The organism is Micromonospora sp. SD19, assembly GCF_054462275.1.
In genome coordinates this window covers 209,857-235,922 of sequence record NZ_JBTLMN010000002.1, presented here as the reverse complement: position 1 = coordinate 235,922, position 26,066 = coordinate 209,857, and the positions used below count along the sequence as shown (strand labels likewise).

Genomic DNA, 26,066 nt, shown 5'->3' with positions numbered 1-26,066 from the left:
CGGCTGTCACAATGCGGACAGCCCGGGCCGACGGTGGCCCCGGGTCAGCCCCGAACAGGAGGACGCCACGATGCCGGACAGCGCACGCGAGGCGGAGCTGCTCGACGCCGAGCGCACCCTGCAGGCCGCCCAGCGAGCCGGCGACGTCGCCGCCCTGGACCAACTGCTGGTCGACCAGCTGATCGCCATCGGCCCGGACGGGCGTGCGCTCACCAAGCAGGACGACCTGACCGCCCACCGGGACCGCCGCTCGGTCGTCGAGGAGTTGGTGGAGGAGGAACTGGACCTGCTTGTCGTCGGTAGAACGGGGGTCACGTTCTTCCTGGGTCGGGTGTCCGGAACCCTCGACGGGGTGCCGTTCGCGGCGCGGCTGCGCTACACCCGGACCTGGGTCCACGACGACCCACACGGCTGGCGGGTCCTGGCCGCGCACATCAGCCCGGTCTGACTCAGCTCGGGTCCTCGTCGTCCTCGTCGTCCTCGTCGAGCAGGCCCTGCTCGTCGAGGAACGCGAACCACCGGTCGTCGGCGGGGGTCAGATCGGCGTAACCCGGCCCGAGCAGGTAGTAGTCCACGAAGGATTCCACGTCGGGGGCGAGCTCCTCGAACGCGTCGGACATGAACCACTCGGTGCCGGTCGGTGGGAAGTACCAGATCGCTCCGGTGCCACGGTCCATGAAGACCGGTTCGTCGCTGCGGGTGCCGATCACCAGCCAGCCGGCCCGGTTCTGCGGAATGGCCGAGAAGTCGGGCGCGTAGTCCAGGTGGTACTGGATCCCGGGCAGGGTCGACGTGGACGCCAGCTCGACCCGACCCGCCCGTATCCCGTCGGTCACCAGCAGGAGATCCCGCAGGTCGGCCGGGAGCCCCGCCGGCACGGCGTCGATGGCCGCCCCCTCGCCGAACTCGGCGTACGCCAGGCTCTCCGGCAGATCGGCCAGGTCGGCCCGCAGCTCCTCGATGAGCTGCCGCAGCTCGGCGTTCACCGCACCACCTCTGTTCGGATGAGGCCTCGTCCGGCAAGGCTCCGGCTGCCCGGAGACCCACGAGCCGATGCGCGGTTTGGTTCTACCACGCATCGGCTCGTCGCGGCGTCACCTCGCCGATTCCGCCTAACCAACGGGAACGGGAACTGCCCACGATCCGGTCCCGGTGTGCTGCCGTCGAGCCCTTTCCTCAGGTCACGACGGCGTCGATCGGGCCGACGCGCAGGGTGCCGTCGTTGAGGGGGGTGCAGCGGATGCCGCCGGTGGTGCGCAGCGCCTTCCAGGCCCCCGGGCCGACGGTGACGTCCATCCAGGCGCACGGTCGGGCCGCCCGGTTGACCCGCAGGCTGACCGGGCCGTCGCCGGAGTCCAGCACCAGCACTCTGCCGATCAGCTCGTCGACGGCGATCCCGGTGGTGAGGATGTTGCGCCGCACCTCGGCCAGGCCGATGCCGTCCGGCAGCGATTCCCGGGCGATGACGGTGACGCTGGCGTCGCGGTGTGCCTGCTGACCGAAGTAGCGGTCGCCGACGATGCCGAGGCCGGCCCGGATCCGGACGGCGTCGACCAGCTCGCCGGGTGGGGCGGGTGCCGGACCGTCGGCGGGCCGGCCCAGGAAGCGGTGCACGGGCGAGGCCAGCAACTCGACGATCTCCGGCATGACAGGAAGTCTACGAAGCGCACGGGGTGCCGCGGCGCAGGTCGACGGATGACGAGGCGGGTCGGCTGTTGCCAGGGCACGGCAGACTGTTCTATAACTGTTGTATGAGTTCTATAACAGTACGCGCGACGGTTCCCCCCGGGCGGTACGGAAGCTATGGCGGGCGGTACGTGCCGGAATCCCTGATCCCCGCCTGCGAGGCGGTCGCCGAGGCCTTCTCTGAGGCGTGGGCCGATCCCCGGTTCCGTGGCAGCCTCACCGCGCTGCTGTCGGCGCACGTGGGACGACCGACGCCGCTGACGCCGGCCGTGCGACTGTCGGCCGAACTTGGCGTGACGGTGCTGCTCAAGCGGGAAGACCTGACGCACACCGGATCCCACAAAATCAACAACGTGCTCGGGCAGGCGCTGCTGGCCCGGCGCATGGGGCGTACCCGTCTGATCGCCGAGACCGGAGCGGGCATGCACGGCGTCGCGACGGCGACGGCCGGCGCCCTGCTCGGTCTACCGGTGACGGTGTTCATGGGCGAACGCGACGTGGAACGCCAGGCGCACAACGTCTTCCGGATGCGGCTGCTGGGCGCCGAGGTCGTTACGGTGACCACCGGCAGCCGCACGCTCAAGGACGCCACCAGCGAGGCCATGCGCCACTGGGTGACCGACGCCGACGAGGCGTACTACTGCGTGGGCTCGGTCATCGGTCCGCACCCCTATCCGATGATGGTCCGCGAATTCCAGCGCGTCATCGGTGACGAGGCCCGACAGCAGTGCGCGGCCGAACTGCCCGCTGCCACCCCCGACTACGTGGTCGCCTGCGTCGGCGGCGGCAGCAACGCGGCCGGCACGTTCGCCGGGTTCGTCGAGACGTCGGCGAAGCTCGTCGGGGTCGAAGCCGAAGGCGGCTCCGGCGCGGCGAACGGGGAGGTCGGCGTTCTGCACGGCTTCCGGTCGCTGTTCCTGCAGGACGAGCACGGGCAGATCAGGGAGGCGCACTCGATCGCGGCCGGGCTGGACTACCCGGGCGTCGGCCCCGAGCACGCGTACCTGCGCGATCTGGGGCGCGCCCGGTACGTCACCGCATCCGACGGGGAGGCGATCGCGGCCGCCGTCCGGCTCGCGCGGGCCGAGGGCGTGCTGCCCGCCATCGAGTCGGCCCACGCGCTCGCCTGGGTCGTTCGCGCCGCCGGCACACCGGAGCTGCCCAGCGGGTCGACAGTGCTCGTCACCCTCTCGGGGCGCGGCGACAAGGACGTGACCACCCTGATCGCGGAGGCGGACCTCGGATGAAGCTGTTGATGCCCTACATCACCGGCGGGATCGTGCCCGGTTGGACGGCCTTCCTGAGCGCCTTCGCGCACGCCGGGGCCGACATGATCGAGGTCGGGCTGCCGTTCTCCGATCCCACTGTGGACGGCCCCACCATCCAGGAAGCCTCGGACGCGGCGCTGGCCCGGGGCACCACGCCCGCCTCGGTCCTGGCGGACCTCGCCGGAACGCGGGTGGGCATCCCCCTGGTCGCCAGCACGTACGCCAACATCGCGCTGCGGCCCGGGTTCGGCGACGCGCTCGCGGCGGCCGGGGTGACCGGGGTGATCGTGCCCGACCTGCCCCTCGACGAGCTGGCCGGGTTGCACGTGCCGGGCGTCCAGGTGAGTCTGCTCGCCTCACCCGCCACGCCGGACGACCGGCTCGCCGAGATCGGCCGGCGCAGTCAGGGTTTCGTGTACGCCGTGTCGGTCATGGGCACGACCGGCGAACGTGACCGGCTCGCGCCCTCGGCCGTCCTGCTGGCCGCCCGGCTCAAGCAGGTCACCGACCTGCCCGTGCTGGTGGGCTTCGGCATCTCGACCCCGCAGCAGGCGGCCGAGGCGGCGGCGGCAGCCGACGGCGTCATCGTCGGCGCGGCCGTCATGCGGCGCATCCTCGACGGCGCGAACCCCGCCGAGGTCGGGGCCTTCGTGGCGTCGCTGCGGGCCGCGCTGTCGCCGGTGGCCCCCGTGCGATGATCGGCGGTGGCCGTCGACGACGGGGGGCGGACAGTCGACGCATCGGGAGGCAGACCAGTGGCACGCTATCGGGCCATCGCCGCCGACCTCGCCGCCAAGATCCGCGACGGCCACTACCGGCCGGGCGACGCGCTGCCCGCGCAACGCGAGCTGAGCGCGGCGTACGGCGTCACGGTGATGACACTGCGGCAGGCCCTGCGCGAACTGAGCGCCGAAGGGCTGATCGTCCAGCGGCCCGGCAAGGGCACCTACGTCGCGCCGTCGCCCGCGGCGTACCAGCTGGGATCCTTGCGGAGCTTCGGCGACGACCTGCGTGAGCAGGGCCACGAGGTCCACACGACGGTGCTCTCCCGCGCGCAGCGCCGGCTGCCCGCACGCGTCGCGGCCCGGCTGCGGGTCCGCGAGGCCGAGACGGGTCTGCGCCTCGAGCGGGTCCGCGCGTTCGCCGGCCGCCGCGCCATTCACCAGATTTCCTGGGTACGCGAGCCGCACGCGAGCCGGTTGCACGACGTGGACTTCACCGGCACGTCGCTGTACGCGGCCCTGGCCGACCTCGGCGTGACGGTGGCCCGGGCCTCGGAGACGATCCGGCCGGAGGTGTTGAGCGTCGACGTGGCCCGGCATCTGGACGAGGCCGAGGGAGCGCCGGTGCTGGTCAGCGACCGGATCACCTACGCGCCCGACGGGACGGCCCTGGTGACGGACCGGGCGACGATGGTGGGCAGCATGATGCAGATCACCGCCGACCGGGCCGCCACCGGGCTGTCCCTGCACTACGGCGCGGTCTAGCCCGCCATTGACCCGGTGCCGGCTGGTGTGCCGGTGACGGTCAGGTCGCGCACTCGGCCCACGTTGTCGAACGACCCGAAGCCGACCCGCCCCGCGCCGAACGTGGTGTCCTTCGCGGTCAACAGCGGGTCCCGGTCTCCGTCGACGTAGACGGCGATCTCGCCGGTGGCCGGCAGGTGCACCACCCGCACCCGGTGCCACCGGGCATCGGTGATCGCCGGGTTCGCGCCCCGGGACCGGCCGTTCCACTGGTGGTCGATGCGTTCCCGGTCGGCGTTGTCCACCTTGAAGATGCCGTTGTGCGGATAGATCGTGTTGTCGGTGGAGAGGTGGGCGTAGTAGAACTCGGTGTCCGAGCGCCAGCCGAAGACGATGATCACGTCCCGGTTGCTGACCTCCACCGGTGTGTCGAGCCGTACCTGAGCGTCCACCCGCACCGACGACCACGCCGGTCCGGCGGTCAGCACGGCGTACTCGAAGGGTCGGCGCGGACCCGGCCGGCTCTCCCCGGCCTCGGCCAGGATGACCTGGTCGCCTGCGAACCGCCACTTCGCCGGCGTCACCGGCGCCCAGTTGGCCGCCCCGGCGGTGCGGCGCAGCGTGACGTCCCCGACGTCGCCGCTGGCGTACCCGGTGGTGCCGGTCACCTTCCAGACCTTCCCGTTGGCCTTCGCGACGACGTAGAGCTCACCGGCGGCGTCGGTGCCGAAGCGCAGGTCGACCCGGTTGGGGTCGCCGGGCGCACCCGGCGCGGACAGGTCGCGCATCCGGACCGGGGTGCCCGCCGGGTCGAAGAGGGCGAGCTGGTGGATGGTGGCCAGACCCCGGCCCCGGCGCATCTCGTTGGCCTCGGTGTAGAACACCCGGCCGTCGACCAGGTCACCGAAGACGTACTTGCCGCGCAGCGCGGGCAGCGTCCGCCCCCGGTAGACGAAACCACCGGCCACCGCGACACCGACGTCGTCGGTGCAGTTCCAGCCGGCGGCGGGGTCGTGGTCGTACGCGGCGACCGGGTAGGTGTAGCCGTAGCTGGCGTCGTCGGCGGGCAGCGGGAGCAGCCGGTCGCAGGGGTTGGTGGCCGTCTTGTCGAAGACGAATGAGCCTTCCCGCTCGCTCCAGCCGAAGTTGTCCCCGGCACGGACCTCGTAGATCGCCTCGACGGCGTGTTCACCGATGTGCCCGAGGTACATCCGACCGGTCGCCCGGTCCCAGCTGAACCGGTGCGGGTCCCGGAAACCCACCGCGTAGAGCTCGCCGAGCGCGCCCGCCCGCCCCACGAACGGGTTCGTCGGTGGGATGCCGTAGCGCCCGTTCGCGGCGTTGGTGCCCCGGGGGTCGATCCGCAGCAGCTTGCCGTGCGGCACCGCCAGGTTCTGCGGGTCGGTGTTGCGCGCGCCCTGCCCGCCGTCGCCGACGGCGAGGTACAGCAGGCCGTAGTCGCGGTCGTGGCGCTTGGCAGTGGGGTCGAAGTTGATTTCCTGGATGCCGTGCACCTGGCCGCCGAAGCCGATGCGCAGCACCTCGCGGTGCGTACCGGCGAAGGTGGCGGCGCCCGGGTCGGTCGCCGTCCACTCGATGATGACGCCGTGGAAGAGCGTGTTGGGCTGGGCGTAGTCCGGTACGGCGGTCGTCGTCGACGCCAACTCGGTGTGGATGGTGTAGAACCGGCCGTTCACCCCGAACTCCGGATGGAACGCGACATACCCGAAGCCCTGGCCGAGCCCACGACCGGAGAAGAACCGCGGCGCGAACGTCGCGGCCACGTCCAGGTAGACGTGCGGCACACCATTCTCGACGAGGTAGAGGCTGCCGTTGAGGTCGGGCACCGCCCGTCGGCCGGAGCCGTCGGGCACCTCCATGATGGTGTTGATCCGCGCGGTACGCATGAGCCGCGCGTCGGTCGGCGCCGGCGTGGGGTACGACTGCGGGAAGCTGGCGTACTCGCTGAGCACCAGCCCGAGTCGGGACTGGGTCGGCATCTCGGGGATCGGGTCGTAGACCGCGTCGGCGGCCCGTGCGGGCGTGGCGACCAGTGTGGACAGGATCAGCACGAGGGCGGTGAGGCAGGCCCTCACTGTTAGCCGGCGGGTGGTGCCGGCCCGGCGGTGCACTGTGCGCACGCGTGTCTCCTTCTCGGTGGGACGGTGCCGAGGGTGGTCAGCGGGCAAGGTGGCGGTACTGCCTCCGTACGTCGTTCGCGGAGACCACACTGTCGAGGAACATCAGGCCGTCCATCCGGCAGTCGCACGGGTTGCGTTCCACCGTGTCCTGCGGGAAGCTGCCGCCGATCTTGATGCCCCGGGGGTCGGACGCGCTGGTCAGGTGCGGGCCGGGTCCGGACACCAGCCACGGGTCGTCGGTGCGGGTGTAGAAGCCGTCCACCGGTTCACCGTTGCGGTAGAGGGCGAGCGCGCCGGTGTCGAAGTCGAAAGTGGCGGCCAGGTGCACCCACTGCCCCACCGGCAGCAGCTCGCGCCAGTCCTGGGTGGCGGCGAAGGTCTGCGAGTTGCCGCCGTCGAGCCGCCGGCCGAGCGCGACGAGGCGCACCTGCCCGTCGACGTCGATCAGCTCCAGCAGGGCGCGGACGCCGTGACCGTCGGAGTCGCCGGTCAGCACCCCGGCCAGGCCGATGGCGTTGTACCTGTCGTCCGGGTCGGCGGTGGTGGAGTTGGGCAGCGGGCTGTCCATGTTCAGCTTGAACCAGCCCATCACCGTGGTGCCGGCGGTGGCGCTGAAGGCGCGCAGCGTCCGCACCCCGCTGGCCGACCAGGTGCCGGCCTTCCAGTCGTCGTTGCCGGCACCAGTGGGGTCGACCTGGCGGGTCTGCACCGCGTTGCGGCTGCCCCGGTAGGCGTGGTCCGGCACCCGCATCGCCGCGCCGCCGTTGACCAGCTCGATCTCGGTGCCGGAACGGCCCTGGTCGCGTTCCAGGGCCGGGTCGCCGGGCACCGGGTGGTCGAAGTCGTACGCGGCGACCAGATGCGTGCGCAGCGCCGGGTGGACGTCGGGCGAGGTGTGCCGGTCCGCCTGTGCCGGTGGCGTGCCCACACCGGCCAGGACGCCGATCGCCAGCAGGGAGACGGCCGCTCGTCGGGCAGTGGACATGGCTGTCACCTCGTTTCGCGGCAGGGAGGATGCCGGTCACGTAAGCGCTTACGTAAGCGCTTACGTACCCTAGGCTTCGATCAATGTCACTCGCAATAGATCGGGTGACATGAATGTTTCCGGAGGGTTGCGGATGTCCAGGGCCAGCCGGCGGCCGCGCCTCGTGGACGTCGCCGAACACGCAGCTGTCTCGCTGGCGACCGCCTCCCGGGCCCTCGCCGGCCGCGCGGGGGTCAGCGCCGAGGTGGCCGACCGGATCCGCCAGATCGCCCGCGAGCTGGGCTACGTGGCCAACCCGTACGCCCGCACCCTGGCCGGAGGAGCCACCTCCACCGTGGGTCTGATCGTCCACCAGGTCGACGACCCGTACTTCGCCGAGATCGCCGCCGGGGTCATCCAGCTCGCCGCCGAGCAGGGGCTGCTGGTGCAGATCTGCCAGTCCGGCCGCGACCCCGACTACGAGCTGCACCAGCTGCGCCACCTGATCGCCCAACGGGTCGGCATCGTCCTGATCAGCGGTTCCGGCTACGACGACCCACGGATGGAGAGCGCGGCCCGCGCCGAGCTGGCCGCGTTCCAGGACCACGGCGGCCGGGCCGCGGCCATCGGCCGACACGCGCTCGGCGTCGACGCCGTCCTGCCGGACAACGAGGCCGGTGGCCACGCCCTCGCCCAGCACCTGATGGATCTCGGCCACCGACGGATCGCGGTCGCCGCGGGCAGCGCCGGCCTCACCACCGTCGCCGACCGGCTGGCCGGGGTCTCGGCGGCAGTGCGCCAGCGCGGCCGGTCCCCCGTCGACCTCGCCGTCGTGCACAGCGCCTTCACCCGCGACGGTGGGCGCGCCGCCGCCGAGCGGATCCTCAACGAGCATCCGGAGACGACGGCGATCATCGCGCTCAACGACGTGATGGCCATGGGCGTGCTGTCCACACTGCGGTCCCGCCGGGTGCCGGTGCCCGCGCGGATGTCAGTGGTCGGCTTCGACGACGTCTCCGTGGCCGCCGACCTCGCACCCAGCCTCACCACCATCCGGCTGCCGATGACCGAGATGGGCCGCACGGCACTGACCCTCGCGCTCAAGCCCCGCACGACCCGCCCCCGCCGCCGCCCCACCGGGCACCTGCTGGTCGTCCGCGACTCGACCGGGCCCGCACCGACGAGCTGACCGCAATGCCGCACCGCGACGGCCGGACGTCTGGCACGGTCGAGGGGTCCACCCCGTGACCGGATCAGGAGAGTCAATGGCCGAGAACGCCGTACGCCACCGGACCGTCGACGTCGACGGCATCGCGATCTTCTACCGCGAGGCCGGTCCCGTCGACGCGCCGGTCGTGCTGCTGCCGCACGGGTACCCGTCGTCATCGTTCCAGTTCCGCCACCTGCTGCCCGCGCTGGCCGACCGGTGGCACGTCATCGCGCCCGACTACCCGGGCTTCGGTTACAGCGCGCTGCCCGACCCCGACCGGTTCGCGTACACCTTCGACGCCCACGCTCACCTGCTCCAGCGCTTCGTCGACACGCTGGGGCTGACCCGCTACGTGATCTACCTGCAGGACTACGGCAGCCAGTTCGGGCTGCGCCTGGCGATGGCCGCCCCGCAGCGGGTCGCCGGCCTGGTCATCCAGAACGGCGACATCTACCCCGACCAGCACGGGCCCAAGTACGAGCCGCTGAAGCGGTTCTGGCGCGACCCGACCGACGAGGGCCGAGCGGAGTTGGCCACGGCGATCAGCGAGGACGGCTTTCGCGGCGAGTTCCTGGGCGAACTGCCGGACCGGCTGACCGACCGGGTGAGCCCGGACCTGTGGCGGCTCTCCGGCGCGCTGGTCACCGATCCGCGGCGGCGCGACGCCTGGCTGCGGCTCCTCGCCGACCAGGGCAGCACCGTCGCCTGGTTCCCGCGCCAGCAGGAGTACCTGCGGACCCACCGGCCGCCCACACTGATCGTGTGGGGGCCGCACGACGGCTACATGCCCGAAGGCGCGGCCCGCGCCTACCTGCGGGACCTGCCCGACGCGGACCTGCACCTGCTCGACGGCGGCCACTGGCTGCTCGAGACGCACCTCGACGAGGTCGTCCGGCTGGTCCGCGACTTCCTCAACCGGCTCCAGCCGTGACAGACGCCCCGCCGATCAGACCGCCAGGGCGGCCCGGACCTCCCGCTCCGCCGTGACACCCCCGTCGCCGTGCGAGGTGACCCGGCCGGACTCCAGCACGTGGTAACGGTCCGCCACCCGCAACGCGAAACCCAGGTGCTGCTCGACGAGGAGCACACTGAACCCGGCCTGCCGGGTCAACTCGACGATCCGCTCCTGGATCTCCGCGACCACCGACGGCTGGATGCCCTCGGTCGGCTCGTCGAGCATCAACAGCCGGGGCCGGGTGATCAGGGCACGGGCGATGGCCAACTGCTGACGCTGACCGCCGGAGAGCAGCCCGGCCCGACGCCGCAGCAGCGGGCGCAGCGCCGGGAACAGATCCAGCACCTCCGCCGTGGCCACCGCCCCGTCGCGCCGGCCGTCGGCGACCAACCGCAGGTTCTCCGCGGCGGTCAGGTGCGGGAAGCACTGCTGGCCCTGCGGGACGTACGCCATCCCCCGCGCCACCCGCTCGTGCGGCCCGGCGCGGGTGACGTCCGCACCGTCCAACTCGACGGTGCCGGCGCTCGGACGCAGCAGGCCGGCCGCGACCCGCAGCAGTGTGCTCTTGCCGGCGCCGTTGTGCCCGAGCACCGCGGCCACCCCGTCGGGCGGGACGGCCAGGTCGACCGCGTGCAGCACCCGAGAACGCCCGTACCCGGCGTGCACCCCGCGCAGCGTCAGCATCATGCCTCCCGGCCGGTGCGGGCCGACCCGGCGTCGACCGGGTGGCCAAGGTAGACCTCCTGCACGCGCGGGTCCGCCTGGACCTGCGCCACGGTGCCCTCGCTGAGCACCCGCCCGGCGTGCAGCACCGTGACGCTGCGCGCGAACCGGCGCAGGAAGTCCATGTCGTGCTCGATCACGACGACAGTGCGGTCCCGGCTCACCGTCTCCAACAGGGCGCCGGTGGCGTCGCGTTCCTCGTGGCTCATGCCGGCGACCGGTTCGTCCAGCAGCAACAGCCGGGCGTCCTGCACCAGCAGCATGCCGATCTCCAGCCACTGCTTCTGGCCGTGCGCGAGGGTCCCGGCGAGATGCCCGGCGCGCCCGGCCAGCCCGATGGTCTCCAGCGCCGCGGCCACCTCGTCGGGGACACCACGGCGACGCCGGGCCAGCGTCGCCCAGCTGCGCCGGGCCCCGGCGGCGATGTCGAGGTTCTGCAACACCGACAGCTCCTCGAAGACCGTCGAGGTCTGGAACGTCCGCCCGATGCCGAGCCGGCTGATCCGGTGCACCGGGCGACCCAGCAGCTCCTCGGCACCGAAGCGGACCGAGCCGGTGGCCCGGACCAGGCCGGTGATCGCGTCGACCAGTGTGGTCTTGCCGGCCCCGTTCGGCCCGATCAGGAACCTGATGTCCCCGGCGGGCACCTCCAGGCTGACCCCGTCGACGGCGGTGAAACCGTCGAAGCTGACCCGCACGTCGCGGACGGACAACCCGTCCAACCGTTCCCCGCTCGTGCCGTGCAGGCCGGGCATGCGCTCACGGCCCTCGCTGCGCTCGGTGCGTTCACTCATGCCGTGCCGGTCGGGCATGCGCTCACGGCCCTCGCTGCGCTCGGTGCGTTCACTCATGCCGCAGGCACCTCCGTCCGTTCGGCGCGTCGTCGGGCCGCCGGCAACCACCCGCGCCGCACCGGCCGCGCGCCGACGTCACGGCGGCGAGCCAGCGCCCACAGCGACGCCAGGCCGCCGGGAAGGAACGCCACCACCACCACGAAGAGCAACCCCTGCAGGTACGTCCAGGTGCCCGGGAACCGCTCGGAGAGGGCGGTCCGCGCCCAGGCCACCGCCACCGCGCCGAGCACCGGCCCGAGCAGTGTGGCCCGGCCACCCACAGCGACGCCGATGACGAACTCGATCGACGGGACGATGCCGATCAGCGCCGGCGAGATGATGCCCACCGCCGGCACGAACAGCGCACCGGCCAACCCGGCCATGCCGGCCGCGACCACGTACGCCACCAGCTTGACCGACGCCGGGTCGTAGCCCAGGAAGCGGACCCGTTCCTCACCGTCGCGGACCGCCACCAGCAGCTCGCCGTAGCGGCTGTGGATGAGCTGCCGGGTCAGCGCGAGCAACGCCAGCAGCGTCCCGGCGATGATGAAGTACACCATCCGCTGGTTGACCGGGTCGTCCAGGTCGTAGCCGAAGAAGCCCTTGATGTCGGTGAGCCCGTTGGTGCCGCCGGTGGTGCCCTGCTGACCGATCAGCAGGATCACCATCGCGGCGGCGAGCGCCTGGCTGAGGATGGCGAAGTACGCGCCGCGCACCCGGCGGCGGAACACCAGTGAGCCGAGCCCGAAGGCGACAGCCATCGGCAGCAGCACCGTGGCGGGCAGCGCGAACCACGGGCTGGCGAACGGCCGCCACCACAGCGGCAGCTCGTCGAGCTGCCCGTACAGCTGCATGAAGTCGGGCATCCCACCCGGGCCCGCGTCGGCGAGCTTGAGGTGCATGGCCATCGCGTAGCCGCCCAGGCCGAAGAAGACGCCCTGGCCCAGGGTGAGCATCCCACCCCGGCCCCAGGCGATCCCGATGCCGACCGCGACCATGGCGACGCAGAGGTACTTGGCGAGCAGCGCCAGCCGGAAGTCCGACAACACCAGCGGGGCGACGGCGAAGAGCAGCGCCGCGCCGAAGGCGAACCCGGCCGCCGTCCGCAGCCGCGAGCGCCGTCCCGGCGGGTTCGGTGGTGCGGCGCCGGCGGGGGCCGGTGCGACGGCGGTGCTGGGCGGCGCGGGGGTGACGGCGGTCATGCGAGGCTCCTGGTCCGCAACGTGAACAGGCCCTGTGGTCGCCACTGGAGGAACGCGACGATCGCCACGAACACGATCACCTTGGCGACGCTGAGGGTGGTCAGGTACTCCCCGGTGGCCTGGAGCACGCCGAGGGCGAAGGCGACCATCACACTGCCCTTGAGCTGGCCGATCCCGCCGACCACGACGACCAGGAAGGCGTCGATGATCAGGTTGGTGCCCATGGTCGGGCCGATCGGGCCGAGCAGGGTGAGCGCCACCCCGGCCACCCCGGCCAGGCCGGAGCCGAGGAAGAAGGTGGTCCGGTCGACCCGGGAGGTGGCGATGCCGGACACGGCGGCGAGGTCGCGGTTCTGCACCACCGCGCGGATCCGACGCCCGAGCGGGGTGAGTCGCAGCGCCAGTGTGAGCGCCGCGACGGCGGCCAGCGCCAGGGCCAGGATGAACAGCCGGTTGTTGGCGATGGTCAGCCCGCCGGGCAGCGCCACGTTGCCGGTGAGCAGTTCGGGCGCGCGGGTCTGCACGTTCGGGCTGCCGAAGACGTCGCGGGCCAGCTGCTGCAGCATCAGTGACACCCCCCAGGTGACCAGCAGGGTGTCCAGCGGTCGGGCGTAGAGCCGGCGGATGAGCAGCACCTCCAGCAGGACACCCATGGCGCCGGCGACCACGAACGCCACCGGCAGCGCGACCACCAGCGACAGGCCGGCGCCGGTGATGCTCTGCTGCAGGACGTAGGTGGTGTACGCGCCGGCCATGATGAACTCACCGTGCGCCATGTTGATCACGTTCATCTGGCCGAAGGTCAGCGCGAGGCCGAGCGCGATGAGCAGCAGCACCGCGCCGATGCTGATGCCGGTGAAGAGTTGACCGAAGAGGACTGTCACGGTGGGTACTCCGTACTGCTGGTCGGGTGACCCGGGCGGGGCGCGTCTCCGCGCGGCCCGCCCGGGCCGGCGTCGTCAGCTCAGGCCGCTCGCCCACGGGTAGGTCTTGAGGTACGGATCCGGCGCGACCGGCTTGCCGGAGTTCCACACCTCGGTGATCAGACCGTCCGCGCCGATCTTGCCGATCCGGGCGGTCTTGGCGATGTGCTGCGTCTTGCCGTCGACGGTGACCAGACCCTCCGGCGCGTCGAAGGTGATGCCGTCCGAGGCGGAGCGGACCTTCTCCACGTCGAAGGCGCCGGCCTTCTCGACCATCGCCTTCCACAGGTGGACCCCGACGTACGCGGCCTCCATCGGGTCACTGGTCGGTTTGTCCGCGCCGTACTTCGCCTTGTACGCGGCCACGAACTTCGAGTTCGCCGCGCCCGGGGTGGTCTGGTAGTAGTTCCAGGCCGTCAGTTGGCCCTCCAGGTACTGGGTGCCGATGCTCTTGACCTCTTCCTCGGCGATCGACACCGACACCACCGGCATGGCGGCGGCGGTCAGCCCCGCGGACTTGTATTCCTTGAAGAAGGCCACATTGCTGTCACCGTTGAGCGTGTTGAACACCGCGTCCGCGCCGGACGATTTGACCTTGTTGACGATGGTGCCGAACTCGGTGGAGCCCAGCGGCGCGTAATCCTCGCCCAGCACGGCCATCCCGTTCGCGGTCGCGTACGCCTTGATGATTTTGTTCGCGGTACGGGGAAACACGTAGTCGCTGCCGACCAGATAGACCGACTTCGCGCCCTGCGCCTTGAGGTAGTCGAGCCCCGGAACGATCTGCTGATTGGTCGTCGCTCCGGTGTAGAAGATGTAGGGCGACTGCTCCAGACCCTCATACTGCACGGGGTAGAACAGCAACGCCTTGTTCTTCTCGAAGACCGGTTTGACCGCCTTGCGGCTGGCCGAGGTCCAACAGCCGAAGACGGCGGCCACCCGGTCCTCGGAGATGAGCTTCTCGGCCTTCTCGGCGAAGGTGGGCCAGTCGGAGGCGCCGTCCTCACCGACCGGCTGGATCTTCTTGCCGAGGACACCGCCGGCCGCGTTGATCTCCTCGACGGCGAGCATGATGGCGTCGCGAACGGTGACCTCGCTGATCGCCATGGTGCCGGAGAGCGAGTTGAGCAGGCCCACCTTGACGGTGTCGCCGGAGACGTCGGCGCTGACGCCGGTGGCGCCGCCCTCGTCGGTGGTCTTGCTGCCGCACGCGGTCATCGCGGCCGCGGCGACCACTGTCATGGCACCCGCCAGGATGCGGCGGCCCCGGAATAATGACATCTACTCTCCCTGCGGTGCACTCAGGTGACGTTAAGGACGGTCGGTGCGGTCCGATGGAGCTGACGTGGGCGATGCCGAGGTCGACGGGTGGACGCCGTGCGGGGCACCGGATCGGATATGGGCAGGGAAAGCGTCGACCGGCATGATTGCGCGGGTGTTTCCCGGTCCTTAATTGACTGTTTCCGAGGGGCCCGTCAGGCGCGCACGAAAAACGGCCGACACCGTGGGGAGGAAACGGTGTCGGCCGTTGGGAAAGACGCGAGATAAGTGCCACCACAATGGTGGACGGAAGAATCCGCCGACGGTGGGCGCACAATGGTGACAGCTGACCGCCCGGCCAGATACTTCACGCAGGAAGCATCTTAGGACGGGATCGGGTGGCGCTGTCAAGGGCCTGGTGGGCCGATTCCCGACGCCCGGTTCAGAGTTGGGCGAGCACTGTGAAGTCCAACCCGTCCGCCTCGGCCAGGTAGATGCGCTGACGCACGTGCCGCTGACGCAGCCGCAGCCGTCCACGCGGCCCGTGGTAGGCGACCGTGTCGGCGGCCGTCTCGATGGCCCGCACGTCGAGGGTGCGGGCCTGACCGATCAGCGCGGCGAGCAGCATGACACCCTCGTAACAGGACTCCCCCAGGCTGCCCAGCGGTGGCGCCTCCACCCCGAAACGCCTGGCGAACTCGCCGTGGAAGTCGAGGTTCTCCGGGGTCATCAGCCCGGCGAAGAAGCCGGCCGTGCTGTACAACCTCCGGGTCGCGCCGGCACCGCTGGCCAGCAGCATGTTCTCGTCCATCAGGGTGCTCAGCCGCAGGCAGCGCTGATCCAGGCCGGATCGGGCGAACGCGCGGTTGAACCGCACCGCGTCGGCACCGACCAGCAGCATCAACACCGCGTCCGCGTCACTGTGCTCGATGCGGCGCAACACCTCGGTGAAGTCGTGCGCGTCCAACGGCAGGAAGTGCCGGCCCACCACCTGCCCGCCGCCGCGCAGCGCGTACCGCTGGGCCGCCCGCGAGGTACGACGCGGCCACACGTAGTCGTTGCCCACCACGAACCAGCGACGCACCCCCTGCTCCCCGGCGAGCAGCCGCATCGCGGGCCACAGCTGGGCATCCGGTGTCTCGCTGGTCAGGAAGACCCCTTCGGTACGCTCACCGCCCTCGTAGAGTGCGGTGTAGACGTACGGCACCCGGTGCGCCACGCGGGGCGCCAACGCCTGGCGCATCGAGGAGATGTGCCACCCGGTCACCCCCTGCACGGCCCCCACCGACACCAACGCCTCGACCTCGGCAGCCACCTCGGCCGGCGGTGCGCCACCGTCGACCGGCACCAGCCGCACCTCCCGGCCCAGCACGCCACCACACCGGTTGATCTCCTCCACCGCGAGTTGCGCGCAGAGCTCGCAGGTGGGGCCGAACATGCCGGCCGGCCCGCGCATCGGGTAGACCAACGCGATGCTGACCACGGCACGGTCGACGGTCAGCCACGGCGGTGCCGGCGCGGACATGAGCACATGATTGCCCGGCCCCCGACGGAAGACCAGCGCTCACCACTGGCCGGGACGACTCGCTACCATGACACTGCCACCGGACCAGGGAGTTTCATGTCAGACGTGCCCGGGGCGCCAGCCGACCTGCTGCGCTCGCTCACCCGCGCCGAACGGCTGCTCTCCCGCCGGTTGGGCGCTGTGCTGGCCGACGACGGGCTGAGCATCGAGGCCTGGCGGGTGCTCTGCCTGCTCTCCGACGGCCAGGGTCACCCGATGAGCGAGGTGTCCGCCGAGGCGTCGCTGCCGCCGGGCACCCTCACCAAGCTGGTCGACCAGCTCGTCGACCGCAATCTCGTCTTCCGCCGGATCGATCCGGTCGACCGCCGTCGGATCCGGGCGTACCTGAGCGATCGAGGCCGCCGCGAGCACGCCCGCCTGGACGAGCGGGTCCGCGCGAGCCTCGCCGAGTTGGGAGTGCCGCACGCCGCCGACCTGGCGAGCCAGCTCGACGACCTGATCGGCCGTCTCGCCCCGGCTCCACAGCGGGAGCACGTTCACGCGTCCGGCCGCCACCGCTGACCTCTGGCCGGCGCACCGACCAACCCTGGGCGAGCCGCCCGTCTCGCCCTGCTCCCGACGCGAACGCCACCCCGCCGCGAGCGTGATGTCTGTGAGTCATCACGATGACTCACAGACATCACGCTCTCCGCAGTGTCCGCTTCCGAAACGGCCGGGGCGCCAGGAGGACCGACAGGGCTTCCTAGCCAGTGAGCTGGGCGCGCAGGGTGTGCGCGTCGGGGGCGGTGGCGGTCCAGAGCGTCGCCGGTCCGCCGGCCAACGGCAGCCGGGCGACACCGCTCTCGACCGTCGGCGGGTCGACGGGTCGCGACGGGTCGACCACCAGCAGCGACCCGGTGGCCGGGGCGCCGCCGAGCACCGCCGGGCCGGCCCAGCCCGGCGCGTGCGGTCCCACCGCGAGGGACTGGCGCAGCAGTGGTCGACCCGCGTAGTCCACGTGGGTGTGCACCACGGCGCCGCCGGGCGTCTCGCCGTACCGGCCGCAGATCAGCTCGTCGCGCCAGCGCAGGCTCGCACCGGCTGCCAGCTCGACTCGGGACTCGGCGAGATGCGCGCAGCCGGCCGCCGCGACCAGCTGTTCCGGAAGCCAGTGCAGCGTGGCACCGGCGTGTACCACCGCCCGCACCGCCATCCGGGACACGGCACCCGAGCGGCCCGGCAGGGCGATGGACGCGGCGACGCTGTGCACCCGGACCGCCGCTCCCGGGCCCACCTCGATCTCCAGGCGCAGATCGTCGCCCGCGAGCGGTCCGGCCGCCCCGCCGACGAGGTGCACAGTGGCGACACCACCGTCGGTCGGGGTCTGGCGCAGCAGCAACGGCGTTTCGCCGCGCAGCTCGACCACTGCTGTGCCGCCCCGATCGTCGGCCCGGGCGACGAGCCGGGCGAGTGCTCGCATCAGGCCGGGCCGACCGGCGCGGTGAGCGGGTGCAGGTCGGCGTGGTGGGCCAGCTCGTGCCGGATCCACTCCGCGACCGCTGACGCCGTGGGATCTCCCACGATGGACAGGAAGAGGGTCGGGAGGTCGCCGCGCCGGGCCCGCGCGTCACGGTCCATGACCGCGAGGTCGGCACCCACCAGCGGTGCCAGGTCGGTCTTGTTGATCACGAGGAGGTCGGCGGCGGTGACCCCCGGCCCACCCTTGCGGGGCACCTTGTCCCCGCCCGCCACGTCGACCACGAAGATCTGCCGGTCGACGAGCCCTCGACTGAAGGTCGCGGTCAGGTTGTCCCCACCGCTCTCCACGAGGACCAGGTCCAACGGGCCGACCGTCTCGGCCAGTTCGTCGACGGCGTCCAGGTTGGCGCCGATGTCGTCGCGGATCGCCGTGTGCGGGCAGCAGCCGGTCTCCACCGCCCGGATCCGGGCGGGGTCCAGCACCCCGGCCCGCCGGAGGAAATCGGCGTCCTCGGTCGTGTAGATGTCGTTTGTCACCACGCCGAGCCGCAACTCGTCGGCGAAGGCCCGGCAGAGGGCGGCCACCAGGGCCGTCTTGCCGGAACCGACCGGGCCGCCGATGCCGACCCGCAGGGCACGGCCGGCGCGCGCCAACGGCGGGTGGGGGTCCACCCCCGGCTCCGGGTGGGTGTGCGGAACGGTCTCGTCGTGGGGTGGGGCGGCCGGCGGCGTGGTCGGGTCGACGGCGGGCACAGCGTTCGGCACAACGGTGTCAGGACGCAAAGAGACGCACCTCCCAGGTGGCATGGATTTCGGCATGGATGTCGGCGAGTGGAGCGGCGGCGGCCGGCAGCCGCTCCGGTGGGCCGTCGGCGGCCCGTGCCGCGTCGGCAGCGGTGCCGTCGCAGGCGTCGGCCAGACCGACCAGCAGGGCCTGGACCCGGTACGGGTCGAGGCCGAGCAGACGTACGCCGGCACTGGCCGCCCCGGTGACCGTCCCGTACGCGGCGATCGTGGCGGTCTCGACGCGGGACAGCCCGGCCGCGGCGCAGAGCAGACCCAGCACCAGCGGTTGGTGTGCGCCACCGGGCGTCGCGGGCAGATCCGCGAACGGGGCGTCCGGCCAGATGGCCCGGCCGGCCCGCAGCAGAGCCCGGCCCTGTCGGCGCGAGACCGCCCGCAGCGCCGGTGCTGCGGTACGCGCGTCCAGCTCCGCGTCGAGCCGGGCCAGCGCCTGCGACCTGACGGCGGGTCCAGTCAGGACACCCGAGCGGGTTGGGTGCGCCGAGCCGACGGTCTCGGGCACCGCCGTCCGGTGCGCGGCCGCCGCGAACGCGGCGCCGACCAGACCGGCGGTGGCCAACCGACCGGCCAGGAACGCCTCCAACGTGACCAGGTCGGTGACCCGGCCGGCGGCGACGGCCGCCTCCAGACCACCGGAGTGCGCGTGCGCCCCCGCCGGGAACCGCCCGTCGGCCAACAGCAACAGCAGGCTCGGCGTCGCCATCAGAACAGGAAGTACCGCTGGGCCATCGGCAGCCGGGTCACCGGGTCCGGCTCCACCACCTGCCCGTCGATCCGCACGGTGAAGGTGTCCGGGTCCACCTCGATGCGCGGCATCGCGTTGTTCTCCGGCAGGTCGGCCTTGCCCCGCGACCGCACGTCGCTCACCGGCACCACCCGGCGGCGTACGTCCAGGCGGAGCCCGGCGTCCACTGCCGCCGGAGCCACGAAGGCCAGGCTGGTAGCGGCCGCCGCCGCGCCGTACGCCCCGAACATCGGCCGGGGCAGCATCGGCTGGGGTGTCGGGATCGAGGCGTTCGCGTCACCCATCTGGGCGTACGCGATCATGCCGCCCTTGAGCACCAGGTGCGGTCGGACGCCGAAGAACGCCGGGTCCCAGAGCACCAGGTCGGCGAGCTTGCCCGGCTCGACCGAGCCGATCTCCCGTTCCAGCCCGTTGGCCATCGCCGCGCAGATCGTGTACTTCGCCACGTACCGTCGGGCCCGGTGATTGTCGGCGGCCCCGTCACCCAGCAGCGCGCCGACCCGGTCCTTCATCACGTGGGCGCTCTGCCAGGTCCGCGTGATCACCTCGCCGACCCGGCCCATCGCCTGCGCGTCGGAACCGATGATCGAGATCGCGCCGAGGTCGTGCAGCAGGTCCTCGGCGGCCATCGTGGATGGTCGGATCCGGCTCTCGGCGAAGGCCAGGTCCTCCGGCACGGACGGGTTGAGATGGTGGCAGACCATCAACATGTCCAGGTGCTCGGCCAGGGTGTTCGCGGTGTACGGCCGGGTCGGGTTGGTCGACGACGGCAACACGTTCGGCTCGCTGGCCACGGTGATGATGTCCGGCGCGTGCCCGCCACCGGCGCCCTCGGTGTGGTACGAGTGGATCGCCCGTCCACCGATCGCCCGCAGGGTGTCGGCGACGAACCCGGCCTCGTTGAGCGTGTCGGTGTGGATCGACACCTGCACCCCGGACGCGTCCGCCACCCGCAGGCACGCGTCGATCGCCGCCGGTGTGGTGCCCCAGTCCTCGTGCAGCTTGAAACCACCCGCACCGGCCCGCAACTGTTCCCACAGCGCGTCGTCGGAGACGGTGTTGCCCTTGCCGAGCAGCAGCACGTTGACCGGCATCGTGTCCAGCGCCTCGTGCATCCGGGCCAGGTGCCAGGCGTTCGGGGTGACAGTTGTCGCGCGGGTCCCCTCGGCCGGCCCGGTGCCGCCGCCGACCAGCGTGGTGACGCCGCTGGCCAGCGCCTCGGTGACGATCTGCGGGCAGATGAAGTGCACGTGGGTGTCGACAGCGCCGGCGGTGAGGATCCGCCCGTTGCCCGCGATCACCTCTGTCGACGGGCCGATGACCAGGTCGGGGTGCACGCCGGGCATGGTGTCCGGGTTGCCGGCCCGACCGAGCGCCACGATGCGCCCGTCGCGCAGCCCCACGTCGGCCTTGACCACGCCCCAGTGGTCGAGCACCACAGCGCCGGTGATGACGGTGTCCAGGGCCCCCTCGGCGCGGGTGGCCCGGGACTGCCCCATCGACTCGCGGATCACCTTCCCGCCGCCGAACACCGCCTCGTCGCCGCCCGCGCAGTGGTCGGTCTCCACCTCGATCAGCAGGTTCGTGTCGGCCAGCCGGATCCGGTCACCGGTCGTCGGCCCGTACAGGTCGATGTAACGCTCCCGCCGCACGGCGCTCACCGCGGCGACCCGTCGGCCGTCGGGGTGTCGAGCGGTCCGGCGCACTCGCCCCGCAGGCCGGGCACGACGCGCGCGCCTCCCAGCGGGACGAGGTCGACGCTGCGGCTGATGCCCGGTTCGAACCGGACCGAGGTGCCGGCCGGCACGGCGAGGCGCTGCCCCCACGCCGCGCCCCTGTCAAACGACAGCGCCGGGTTGGCCTCGGCGAAGTGGTAGTGCGAACCGACCTGCACCGGGCGGTCGGCGGTGTTGACCACGAGCAGCGTGGTCAACGGGCGACCCACGTTGATCTCGACCGGGTCGACCGCCGGCAGGATCTCCCCGGGGATCACGGGATCGGGTGGTGCACCGTCACCAACTTGGTGCCGTCCGGGAACGTCGCTTCCACCTGCACCTCCCTCAGCAACTCGGGGATGCCGTCCTGGACGTCGTCGCGGCCGAGCACCGCCCGGCCGGCCGACATCAGGTCGACCACCGACCGCCCGTCGCGGGCCCCTTCGAGGAGGAACGCGGTGATCACCGCGACGGCTTCGGGATAGTTGAGGCGCAGGCCGCGTTCGCGGCGGGCGCGGGCGACATCGGCCGCGACGTGGACGAGCAGGCGGTCCTGCTCGTGCGGGCTGAGGAACACGGGGCTCTCCCGGTGGGTCGGCGTGCCCCGGCTCGCCGTCGGCTCCGCGCGGAGCCACCCCGGGCGGACCCGGGGACGAGCTGGGAGTCACACGACCGCCGGGGCACCGCCGCCGGGGCGACCCGGGACTCCACCATCCCGGCCCGCACGACGGGCAACCGGCGGTGTCGGGTCGGATGCGGACCGCACCGCCCACCGCTGAGCCGACCGTAGAGGATCGCCACCGACCGAGGCAACAGCCCACCGGATCACACCGGACGCCGACGCGTATTCCCGTGAAGCGGTCGGCAGGGCATGATCGCCGGATGACGGCGACGAGGGGTACGCGGGCACTGCTCGGTGTTCTGTTCCTGGCGGCGGCCACGATCGGGGCGTGGGTCCTGTGGCTGGGCTGGGACACCCGGTACACGGTCGACGCGCAGACCGGCGCGAGCAGCGGCCCGTACGAGCCGTGGCAGGTGATCGGCTGTGTGTTGACGCTCGTCCTGCTGGCCGGGCTCGCCGGGACGCGGCTCAGCCCGTGGCTGGTGGCGCCGGTGATGACCGTGGCGTTCACAGCGGTCTGGTCGTGGCGGGCCGCCGGGACCGACGACAGCGGGCTGTGGGTGGTAGGCGGAATTCTGGTGCTGGTCGGGATGGCGGTCGGCAGCACGCTGGTGAGCCTCGCCGGGCGGCGGATCGGCCGACGGATGGCCCGCCGACCCGCCTAGCCGCGGCGGCGGTGCCGTCGGCCGGGTCAGCGAGCCCCGACGGGTTCCGGCGCGGGCGAGCCGGCGAACGGGATGTCGACGTGGCTCGCCGCGCTCCGCGCGCCGTCGGGGTGCCGCCACAGCCCGCGGTCGCGCAGGATCGGCAGCACCCCCTCGCCGAACCAGTACGCCTCCTCCAGGTGCGGATAGCCGGAGAGGATGAACTCGTCGATGCCGAGCGCGTGGTACTCCGCGATCCGATCAGCGACTTCGGCATGGCTGCCCACCAGCGCGGTACCGGCCCCGCCACGGACCAGCCCGACCCCCGCCCACAGATTGGGGGCGACCTCCAGCCCGTCGCGGGAGCCACCGTGCAGGTCGAGCATCCGGCGCTGCCCCTCGGACTCGCTGCGGCGCAGCCCGTCCTGGACCGCCCGGATGTCGGCCTCGGCGATGCCGTCGAGCAGGCGACGGGCCTGCGCCCACGCCTCGTCGGCGGTGTCGCGGGCGATGACGTGCAGCCGGATGCCGAAGCGCAGTTCCCGCCCGACGTCGGCGGCCAGCGACCGGACCCGGTGCAGCTTCTCGGCGACCTGGGCCGGCGGCTCGCCCCAGGTGAGGTAGACGTCGCTGTGCCGTACCGCCACGGGCAGGGCTGCGGCCGACGAGCCGCCGAAGTAGACCGGCGGGGCCGGGTCGGGCAACCGGTGCAGCCGCGCCTGCTCGACGCGCAGGTGGCTGCCCGCGTGGTCCACCGTCTCCCCCCGCCACAGCGCGCGGACGACGTGCAGGAACTCGTCGGCCCGCGCGTACCGGGCGTCCTTGTCCAGGAAGTCGCCGTAGGCCCGCTGCTCCGATGACTCGCCGCCGGTGACCACGTTGAGCAGCAGGCGGCCCCGGGACAGCCGCTGGAACGTGGAGGCCATCTGGGCGGCGAGGGTGGGTGAGGTCAGGCCGGGCCGGAAGGCCACCAGGAACCTGAGGCGTTCGGTGACCTCGGTGAGCATCGCCGTGGACAGCCAGGCGTCCTCGCACCATGCGCCGGTGGGGGTGAGCGCGCCGACGAAGCCGAGTTGCTCGGCGCTGCGGGCGATCTGTCCGAGGTACGCCACGCTGGCCGGGCGGGCGCCTCCGGCGGCACCGGTCGGTACGCCGTGCCCGCCGCCGACGATGTCGCGGCTGTCGCCGTTGGTGGGCAGGAACCAGTGGAAGGTGAGGGTCATCGCGGCTCTTTCCGTGAGCGGGGGCGGTCGGCGCACGCGGTGACGCGAGCACCTCCTGAGGGGTGGGACGATCCCGCCGACAGCCTACCCATAAAACCTATCGGGTTAGTAGGCTACCGCCCACGATCCCCCACGCCGGTCGATGCGGCCCGGCGCACCTGCCCGACCCAAGGAGCCGCCATGCGCACCCCCTCGACGCCTCATCCCCCGCGTCACCGCCTGCTGACAGCCGCGTTCACCGCGCTGGTCCTGCTCGCCACGGCCGCCGTGAGCGCCTGCGGCGGGTCGGCCGACGCCGGAGACGAGGCGGGCAAGCTGCGAATCGGCTACCAGCGCTTCGGAGGGCTGAGCCTGGTCAAGGCGCGCGGCGAGACCCCGGGCGTCGAGTGGTCGCTGTTCGAGAGCGGGCCGGCCCTCACCGAGGCGCTCAAGGCCGGGTCGATCGACATCGGACAGGTCGGCGAGGCCCCACCCGTCTTCGCCGCCGCCGGCAAGATCCCGTTCTCCATCATCGGCACCTCGGCTCCGATCCCGCAGGGCGAGGCGGTGCTGGTCAAGGCCGACAGCGGCTACCGCAGCTTCGCCGACCTCAAGGGCCGGACGATCGCCCTCAACAAGGGCTCCAACGTGCACTGGCTGCTGGTCCGGCTGCTGGAGGCCAACAAGATGACGTTGAAGGACATCAAGGTCAAGTACCTCAAGCCGGCCGAGGGACGACCCGCGTTCGACAGCGGACAGGTCGACGCCTGGGTCATCTGGGACCCGTACTTCGCGCTGGCCGAGCAGCCGGGCGTCCGGGTGCTCGCCGACGCGACAGGCCTGGCCAGCAACCGCGAGTACGTCCTGGCCGCGCCCCAGGCGCTCGACAAGCGCTCGGACGACATCCGGGCGTTCCTGCAGCGCTACCGCGAGGTGACCGACTGGGGCATCGCGAACCCGCAGGAGCGGGCCCGCACGCTGGCGCCGGAGCTGAAGATCCCGGAGGACGTCACCAGCCGCGCTCTCGACCGCAGCGCCAAGCCACTCGCCCCGGTCACCCCGGCCATCGGCGACGAACTCCAGGCGATCACCGACAGCTTCATCGCCCTGGACCTCATCCCAGGGCCGGTCGACCTGCGATCGCGGGTCGACGACCGGTTCAGCGCGGTGTTCCAGTGAGCCGGGCGACGCTGGTCGAGGCGCCCGACGAGATCGCGGCGACGGCGCCGGTCGTACCCCGTCGTCAGCGGCCGGCCCGGCGCTGGCGGCGGGCGGTGAGCCCGGCGGTGCTGGTCCTGTGCTGGGAGTTGGCCGCACGGACCGGGCTGCTGGCGGCCGAGAAGCTGCCCGCGCCCAGCGACGTCCTGGCCACCGGGTGGCGGCTGAGCCGGGACGGAACACTCGGCATCCACCTGCTGGACTCCCTCACCCGCGCCGGGGCGGGCCTACTGATCGGCGGCCTGCTGGCGCTGGTCCTGGGCACCGTGGCCGGGCTACTGCGACTCGGCGACGACCTGGTCGATCCGCCGGTGCAGATGGCCCGGATGTTGCCACACCTCGGGCTGGTGCCGTTGCTGATCATCTGGGTCGGCATCGGCGAGTCGCTGAAGATCAGCCTGGTGGCGCTGGGCGCGTTCTTCCCCATCTACTTCAACACCTACGCCGGCATCCGCGACATCGACGAACGACTGGTCGAGGTCGCCCGCACCTGCGGGCTGGGCCAGGCCGCCCGCCTGCGCCACGTGGTGCTGCCCGGCGCGCTGCCGTCGCTCTTCCTCGGCCTGCGGCTGGCGATCGGGGCGGCCTGGCTCAGCCTGGTCGTCGGCGAGCAGGTCAACGCCCAGACCGGGATCGGCTTTCTGATGATGGAGGCGCGGGAGTTCAGCCAGACCGACGTGGTGGTGCTCGGCCTGCTCGTCTACGCCCTGCTCGGGCTGATATCCGACAGTGCGTTGCGGGTCCTGGAGAGGAGGATGTTGACATGGCGTCGCGGACTGCGGGCCACCTGAACGGCGCCGAGCCGGTGCTGACCGCCCACGCGGTGCGCCGGGCGTTCGGCCCGACCGTCGTGCTGACCGGGGTCGACCTGAGCATCGCCCGCGGTGAGGTCGTCGCCCTGCTCGGCGGCAGCGGTTCCGGCAAGAGCACACTCCTGCGGATTCTCGCCGGGTTGGACGGCGACGCCAGCGGGACGATCGTCGTGCACGGCACCGCCGCCGTGGTCTTCCAGGAACACCGGTTGCTGCCGTGGAAACGGGTGGCGGACAACGTGCGGCTCGGGCTGTCCGGTGTGGACGCTCCAGGGCGTGTCCGGCGGGCGCTGGCCGAGGTCGGTCTCGCCGAGCGGCACCGCGCCTGGCCGGCCGAGTTGTCCGGCGGGCAGGCGCAGCGGGTGGCCGTGGCGCGGGCCCTGGTCCGCGAACCGGACCTGCTGCTGCTCGACGAGCCGTTCGGCGCGCTGGACGCGCTGACCCGGCTGCGGATGCAGATCCTGCTGCGCCGGCTGCGCGCCGAGCACGGTTTCGCCGCCCTGCTGGTCACCCACGACGTGGAGGAGGCGTTGCTGCTCGCCGACCGGATCCTGCTCCTCGACGAGGGTCGCATCGCCGCGGACCTGCCCGTCGACCTCGGTGCAACCCGTACCCCGGACGACCCGGCCTTCGGCGCGCTGCGCCGCCACCTGCTCGACCGACTTGGCGTCCCCACCACCTGATGAGCGG

28 protein-coding genes are annotated in these 26,066 nt (G+C 72.2%); 11 read left to right on the top strand and 17 right to left on the bottom strand.

Translation table 11 applies throughout. From position 1 onward, the window contains the following. Nucleotides 1-70 precede the first annotated feature (70 nt). Complete coding sequence (locus ACX27O_RS08265; protein WP_030335487.1) at nt 71-448, top strand: nuclear transport factor 2 family protein; 378 nt, start codon at nt 71-73, stop codon at nt 446-448. Nucleotide 449: 1 nt separating this feature from the next. On the opposite strand, the gene ACX27O_RS08260 is transcribed toward ACX27O_RS08265, so the two are convergent. Further along, on the bottom strand, nt 450-986 hold the full coding sequence (locus tag ACX27O_RS08260; protein ID WP_210866210.1) for an SUKH-4 family immunity protein: 537 nt from the start codon (nt 984-986) through the stop codon (nt 450-452). Between the two features lie 190 nt (nt 987-1,176). Beyond that, a complete protein-coding gene (locus ACX27O_RS08255) occupies nt 1,177-1,647 on the bottom strand; it encodes a hypothetical protein (RefSeq protein ID WP_030335483.1) in 471 nt (156 codons plus the stop codon). A 113-nt stretch (nt 1,648-1,760) separates the two neighbouring features. Between ACX27O_RS08255 and trpB the strand changes: the two genes are divergently transcribed. From trpB to ACX27O_RS08240, 3 genes are read left to right on the top strand one after another with little or no spacing between them, the layout of a single operon-like run. Then, on the top strand, nt 1,761-2,933 hold the full coding sequence (trpB, locus tag ACX27O_RS08250) for a tryptophan synthase subunit beta (protein ID WP_374224318.1): 1,173 nt from the start codon (nt 1,761-1,763) through the stop codon (nt 2,931-2,933). Continuing rightward, nucleotides 2,930-3,652 (top strand): tryptophan synthase subunit alpha, encoded by a 723-nt coding sequence (gene trpA, locus ACX27O_RS08245; protein WP_458939177.1) that lies wholly within the window; start codon nt 2,930-2,932, stop codon nt 3,650-3,652. The genes trpB and trpA overlap by 4 nt, the downstream gene beginning before the upstream one ends. A gap of 57 nt (nt 3,653-3,709) precedes the next feature. Next, on the top strand, nt 3,710-4,441 hold the full coding sequence (locus ACX27O_RS08240; RefSeq protein ID WP_210861263.1) for a GntR family transcriptional regulator: 732 nt from the start codon (nt 3,710-3,712) through the stop codon (nt 4,439-4,441). Here the strand turns inward: ACX27O_RS08240 and ACX27O_RS08235 are convergent. Continuing rightward, nucleotides 4,438-6,561 (bottom strand): PQQ-dependent sugar dehydrogenase, encoded by a 2,124-nt coding sequence (locus tag ACX27O_RS08235; protein WP_210866208.1) that lies wholly within the window; start codon nt 6,559-6,561, stop codon nt 4,438-4,440. The two genes, ACX27O_RS08240 and ACX27O_RS08235, sit on opposite strands and share 4 nt — an antisense overlap. A gap of 37 nt (nt 6,562-6,598) precedes the next feature. Beyond that, a complete protein-coding gene (locus ACX27O_RS08230; protein ID WP_210866207.1) occupies nt 6,599-7,546 on the bottom strand; it encodes a LamG-like jellyroll fold domain-containing protein in 948 nt (315 codons plus the stop codon). Between the two features lie 133 nt (nt 7,547-7,679). Here ACX27O_RS08230 and ACX27O_RS08225 point away from each other — a divergent pair, with 133 nt between their 5' ends. Together ACX27O_RS08225 and ACX27O_RS08220 are read left to right on the top strand one after the other, a co-directional pair. After that, entirely contained in the window at nt 7,680-8,714 is a 1,035-nt protein-coding gene (locus tag ACX27O_RS08225; RefSeq protein ID WP_030335470.1) for a LacI family DNA-binding transcriptional regulator, read from the top strand. A 76-nt stretch (nt 8,715-8,790) separates the two neighbouring features. Beyond that, entirely contained in the window at nt 8,791-9,666 is an 876-nt protein-coding gene (locus tag ACX27O_RS08220; RefSeq protein WP_210862974.1) for an alpha/beta fold hydrolase, read from the top strand. 15 nt (nt 9,667-9,681) lie between these two features. Here ACX27O_RS08220 and urtE read toward each other — a convergent pair whose 3' ends face one another. The 6 genes from urtE to ACX27O_RS08190 form a co-directional block, all read right to left on the bottom strand. Further along, nucleotides 9,682-10,374 carry an urea ABC transporter ATP-binding subunit UrtE gene (gene urtE / locus ACX27O_RS08215; RefSeq protein WP_400446371.1) on the bottom strand — a complete coding sequence of 231 codons (693 nt, stop codon included), beginning with the start codon at nt 10,372-10,374 and terminating at the stop codon, nt 9,682-9,684. Then, nucleotides 10,374-11,264: an urea ABC transporter ATP-binding protein UrtD gene (gene urtD, locus ACX27O_RS08210; RefSeq protein WP_400446375.1), complete on the bottom strand. Its 891-nt coding sequence runs from the start codon at nt 11,262-11,264 to the stop codon at nt 10,374-10,376. Before urtD ends, urtE begins: the two co-directional genes overlap by 1 nt. After that, complete coding sequence (gene urtC / locus ACX27O_RS08205; RefSeq protein WP_030335464.1) at nt 11,261-12,448, bottom strand: urea ABC transporter permease subunit UrtC; 1,188 nt, start codon at nt 12,446-12,448, stop codon at nt 11,261-11,263. Before urtC ends, urtD begins: the two co-directional genes overlap by 4 nt. Beyond that, a complete protein-coding gene (gene urtB / locus ACX27O_RS08200; protein ID WP_030335462.1) occupies nt 12,445-13,332 on the bottom strand; it encodes an urea ABC transporter permease subunit UrtB in 888 nt (295 codons plus the stop codon). Before urtB ends, urtC begins: the two co-directional genes overlap by 4 nt. Before the next feature lie 75 nt (nt 13,333-13,407). Continuing rightward, on the bottom strand, nt 13,408-14,652 hold the full coding sequence (gene urtA / locus ACX27O_RS08195; RefSeq protein WP_030335461.1) for an urea ABC transporter substrate-binding protein: 1,245 nt from the start codon (nt 14,650-14,652) through the stop codon (nt 13,408-13,410). 421 nt (nt 14,653-15,073) lie between these two features. After that, nucleotides 15,074-16,156: a substrate-binding domain-containing protein gene (locus ACX27O_RS08190; RefSeq protein WP_458939176.1), complete on the bottom strand. Its 1,083-nt coding sequence runs from the start codon at nt 16,154-16,156 to the stop codon at nt 15,074-15,076. A 96-nt stretch (nt 16,157-16,252) separates the two neighbouring features. Here ACX27O_RS08190 and ACX27O_RS08185 point away from each other — a divergent pair, with 96 nt between their 5' ends. After that, nucleotides 16,253-16,717 carry a MarR family winged helix-turn-helix transcriptional regulator gene (locus ACX27O_RS08185; protein WP_030335457.1) on the top strand — a complete coding sequence of 155 codons (465 nt, stop codon included), beginning with the start codon at nt 16,253-16,255 and terminating at the stop codon, nt 16,715-16,717. A gap of 181 nt (nt 16,718-16,898) precedes the next feature. On the opposite strand, the gene ACX27O_RS08180 is transcribed toward ACX27O_RS08185, so the two are convergent. The 6 genes from ACX27O_RS08180 to ACX27O_RS08155 are packed head-to-tail and all read right to left on the bottom strand — an operon-like array spanning nt 16,899 to nt 21,455. Beyond that, entirely contained in the window at nt 16,899-17,615 is a 717-nt protein-coding gene (locus ACX27O_RS08180) for an urease accessory protein UreD (RefSeq protein ID WP_036412142.1), read from the bottom strand. After that, on the bottom strand, nt 17,615-18,397 hold the full coding sequence (ureG, locus tag ACX27O_RS08175) for an urease accessory protein UreG (protein WP_245233715.1): 783 nt from the start codon (nt 18,395-18,397) through the stop codon (nt 17,615-17,617). Before ureG ends, ACX27O_RS08180 begins: the two co-directional genes overlap by 1 nt. Then, nucleotides 18,387-19,121: an urease accessory protein UreF gene (locus ACX27O_RS08170; RefSeq protein ID WP_030335450.1), complete on the bottom strand. Its 735-nt coding sequence runs from the start codon at nt 19,119-19,121 to the stop codon at nt 18,387-18,389. Before ACX27O_RS08170 ends, ureG begins: the two co-directional genes overlap by 11 nt. After that, nucleotides 19,121-20,824, bottom strand: coding sequence for an urease subunit alpha (locus ACX27O_RS08165; protein ID WP_358137066.1), 1,704 nt, complete (start codon nt 20,822-20,824; stop codon nt 19,121-19,123). Before ACX27O_RS08165 ends, ACX27O_RS08170 begins: the two co-directional genes overlap by 1 nt. After that, a complete protein-coding gene (locus ACX27O_RS08160) occupies nt 20,821-21,156 on the bottom strand; it encodes an urease subunit beta (protein WP_458939175.1) in 336 nt (111 codons plus the stop codon). The genes ACX27O_RS08165 and ACX27O_RS08160 overlap by 4 nt, the downstream gene beginning before the upstream one ends. Next, entirely contained in the window at nt 21,153-21,455 is a 303-nt protein-coding gene (locus ACX27O_RS08155; RefSeq protein WP_030335444.1) for an urease subunit gamma, read from the bottom strand. Before ACX27O_RS08155 ends, ACX27O_RS08160 begins: the two co-directional genes overlap by 4 nt. A 305-nt stretch (nt 21,456-21,760) precedes the next feature. Between ACX27O_RS08155 and ACX27O_RS08150 the strand changes: the two genes are divergently transcribed. Continuing rightward, nucleotides 21,761-22,165, top strand: a complete 405-nt coding sequence (locus ACX27O_RS08150) for a hypothetical protein (RefSeq protein ID WP_030335442.1) — start codon at nt 21,761-21,763, stop codon at nt 22,163-22,165. A 26-nt stretch (nt 22,166-22,191) separates the two neighbouring features. On the opposite strand, the gene ACX27O_RS08145 is transcribed toward ACX27O_RS08150, so the two are convergent. Then, nucleotides 22,192-23,367: an LLM class flavin-dependent oxidoreductase gene (locus tag ACX27O_RS08145; RefSeq protein WP_458939174.1), complete on the bottom strand. Its 1,176-nt coding sequence runs from the start codon at nt 23,365-23,367 to the stop codon at nt 22,192-22,194. Nucleotides 23,368-23,547: 180 nt separating this feature from the next. On the opposite strand from ACX27O_RS08145, the gene ACX27O_RS08140 reads away from it, so the two are divergent. Genes ACX27O_RS08140 through ACX27O_RS08130 form a run of 3 tightly spaced genes read left to right on the top strand, consistent with a single transcriptional unit; the run spans nt 23,548 to nt 26,059 of the window. Beyond that, the gene (locus tag ACX27O_RS08140) at nt 23,548-24,525 is read left to right on the top strand and encodes an aliphatic sulfonate ABC transporter substrate-binding protein (protein WP_458939173.1); all 978 of its coding nucleotides are present in this window, start codon (nt 23,548-23,550) and stop codon (nt 24,523-24,525) included. Next, a complete protein-coding gene (locus tag ACX27O_RS08135; RefSeq protein ID WP_458939172.1) occupies nt 24,522-25,355 on the top strand; it encodes an ABC transporter permease in 834 nt (277 codons plus the stop codon). The genes ACX27O_RS08140 and ACX27O_RS08135 overlap by 4 nt, the downstream gene beginning before the upstream one ends. Next, on the top strand, nt 25,328-26,059 hold the full coding sequence (locus ACX27O_RS08130) for an ABC transporter ATP-binding protein (RefSeq protein WP_030335434.1): 732 nt from the start codon (nt 25,328-25,330) through the stop codon (nt 26,057-26,059). The genes ACX27O_RS08135 and ACX27O_RS08130 overlap by 28 nt, the downstream gene beginning before the upstream one ends. Nucleotides 26,060-26,066 lie beyond the last annotated feature (7 nt).

Bases quoted from the DNA above. Each gene is read 5' to 3' on its own strand.
- ACX27O_RS08130 (WP_030335434.1), top strand. From the start codon at position 25,328: ATGGCGTCGCGGACTGCGGGCCACCTGAACGGCGCCGAGCCGGTGCTG.
- ACX27O_RS08220 (WP_210862974.1), top strand. From the start codon at position 8,791: ATGGCCGAGAACGCCGTACGCCACCGGACCGTCGACGTCGACGGCATC.
- ACX27O_RS08170 (WP_030335450.1), bottom strand. From the start codon at position 19,121: ATGGCGACGCCGAGCCTGCTGTTGCTGTTGGCCGACGGGCGGTTCCCG.
- ACX27O_RS08265 (WP_030335487.1), top strand. From the start codon at position 71: ATGCCGGACAGCGCACGCGAGGCGGAGCTGCTCGACGCCGAGCGCACC.
- ACX27O_RS08145 (WP_458939174.1), bottom strand. From the start codon at position 23,367: ATGACCCTCACCTTCCACTGGTTCCTGCCCACCAACGGCGACAGCCGC.
- ACX27O_RS08185 (WP_030335457.1), top strand. From the start codon at position 16,253: ATGTCAGACGTGCCCGGGGCGCCAGCCGACCTGCTGCGCTCGCTCACC.
- ACX27O_RS08230 (WP_210866207.1), bottom strand. From the start codon at position 7,546: ATGTCCACTGCCCGACGAGCGGCCGTCTCCCTGCTGGCGATCGGCGTC.
- ACX27O_RS08255 (WP_030335483.1), bottom strand. From the start codon at position 1,647: ATGCCGGAGATCGTCGAGTTGCTGGCCTCGCCCGTGCACCGCTTCCTG.
- ACX27O_RS08140 (WP_458939173.1), top strand. From the start codon at position 23,548: ATGCGCACCCCCTCGACGCCTCATCCCCCGCGTCACCGCCTGCTGACA.
- urtE (WP_400446371.1), bottom strand. From the start codon at position 10,374: ATGCTGACGCTGCGCGGGGTGCACGCCGGGTACGGGCGTTCTCGGGTG.
- urtD (WP_400446375.1), bottom strand. From the start codon at position 11,264: ATGAGTGAACGCACCGAGCGCAGCGAGGGCCGTGAGCGCATGCCCGAC.
- ACX27O_RS08190 (WP_458939176.1), bottom strand. From the start codon at position 16,156: ATGTCCGCGCCGGCACCGCCGTGGCTGACCGTCGACCGTGCCGTGGTC.
- ACX27O_RS08180 (WP_036412142.1), bottom strand. From the start codon at position 17,615: ATGCGAGCACTCGCCCGGCTCGTCGCCCGGGCCGACGATCGGGGCGGC.
- ACX27O_RS08225 (WP_030335470.1), top strand. From the start codon at position 7,680: ATGTCCAGGGCCAGCCGGCGGCCGCGCCTCGTGGACGTCGCCGAACAC.
- ACX27O_RS08150 (WP_030335442.1), top strand. From the start codon at position 21,761: ATGACGGCGACGAGGGGTACGCGGGCACTGCTCGGTGTTCTGTTCCTG.
- urtC (WP_030335464.1), bottom strand. From the start codon at position 12,448: ATGACCGCCGTCACCCCCGCGCCGCCCAGCACCGCCGTCGCACCGGCC.
- trpA (WP_458939177.1), top strand. From the start codon at position 2,930: ATGAAGCTGTTGATGCCCTACATCACCGGCGGGATCGTGCCCGGTTGG.
- urtA (WP_030335461.1), bottom strand. From the start codon at position 14,652: ATGTCATTATTCCGGGGCCGCCGCATCCTGGCGGGTGCCATGACAGTG.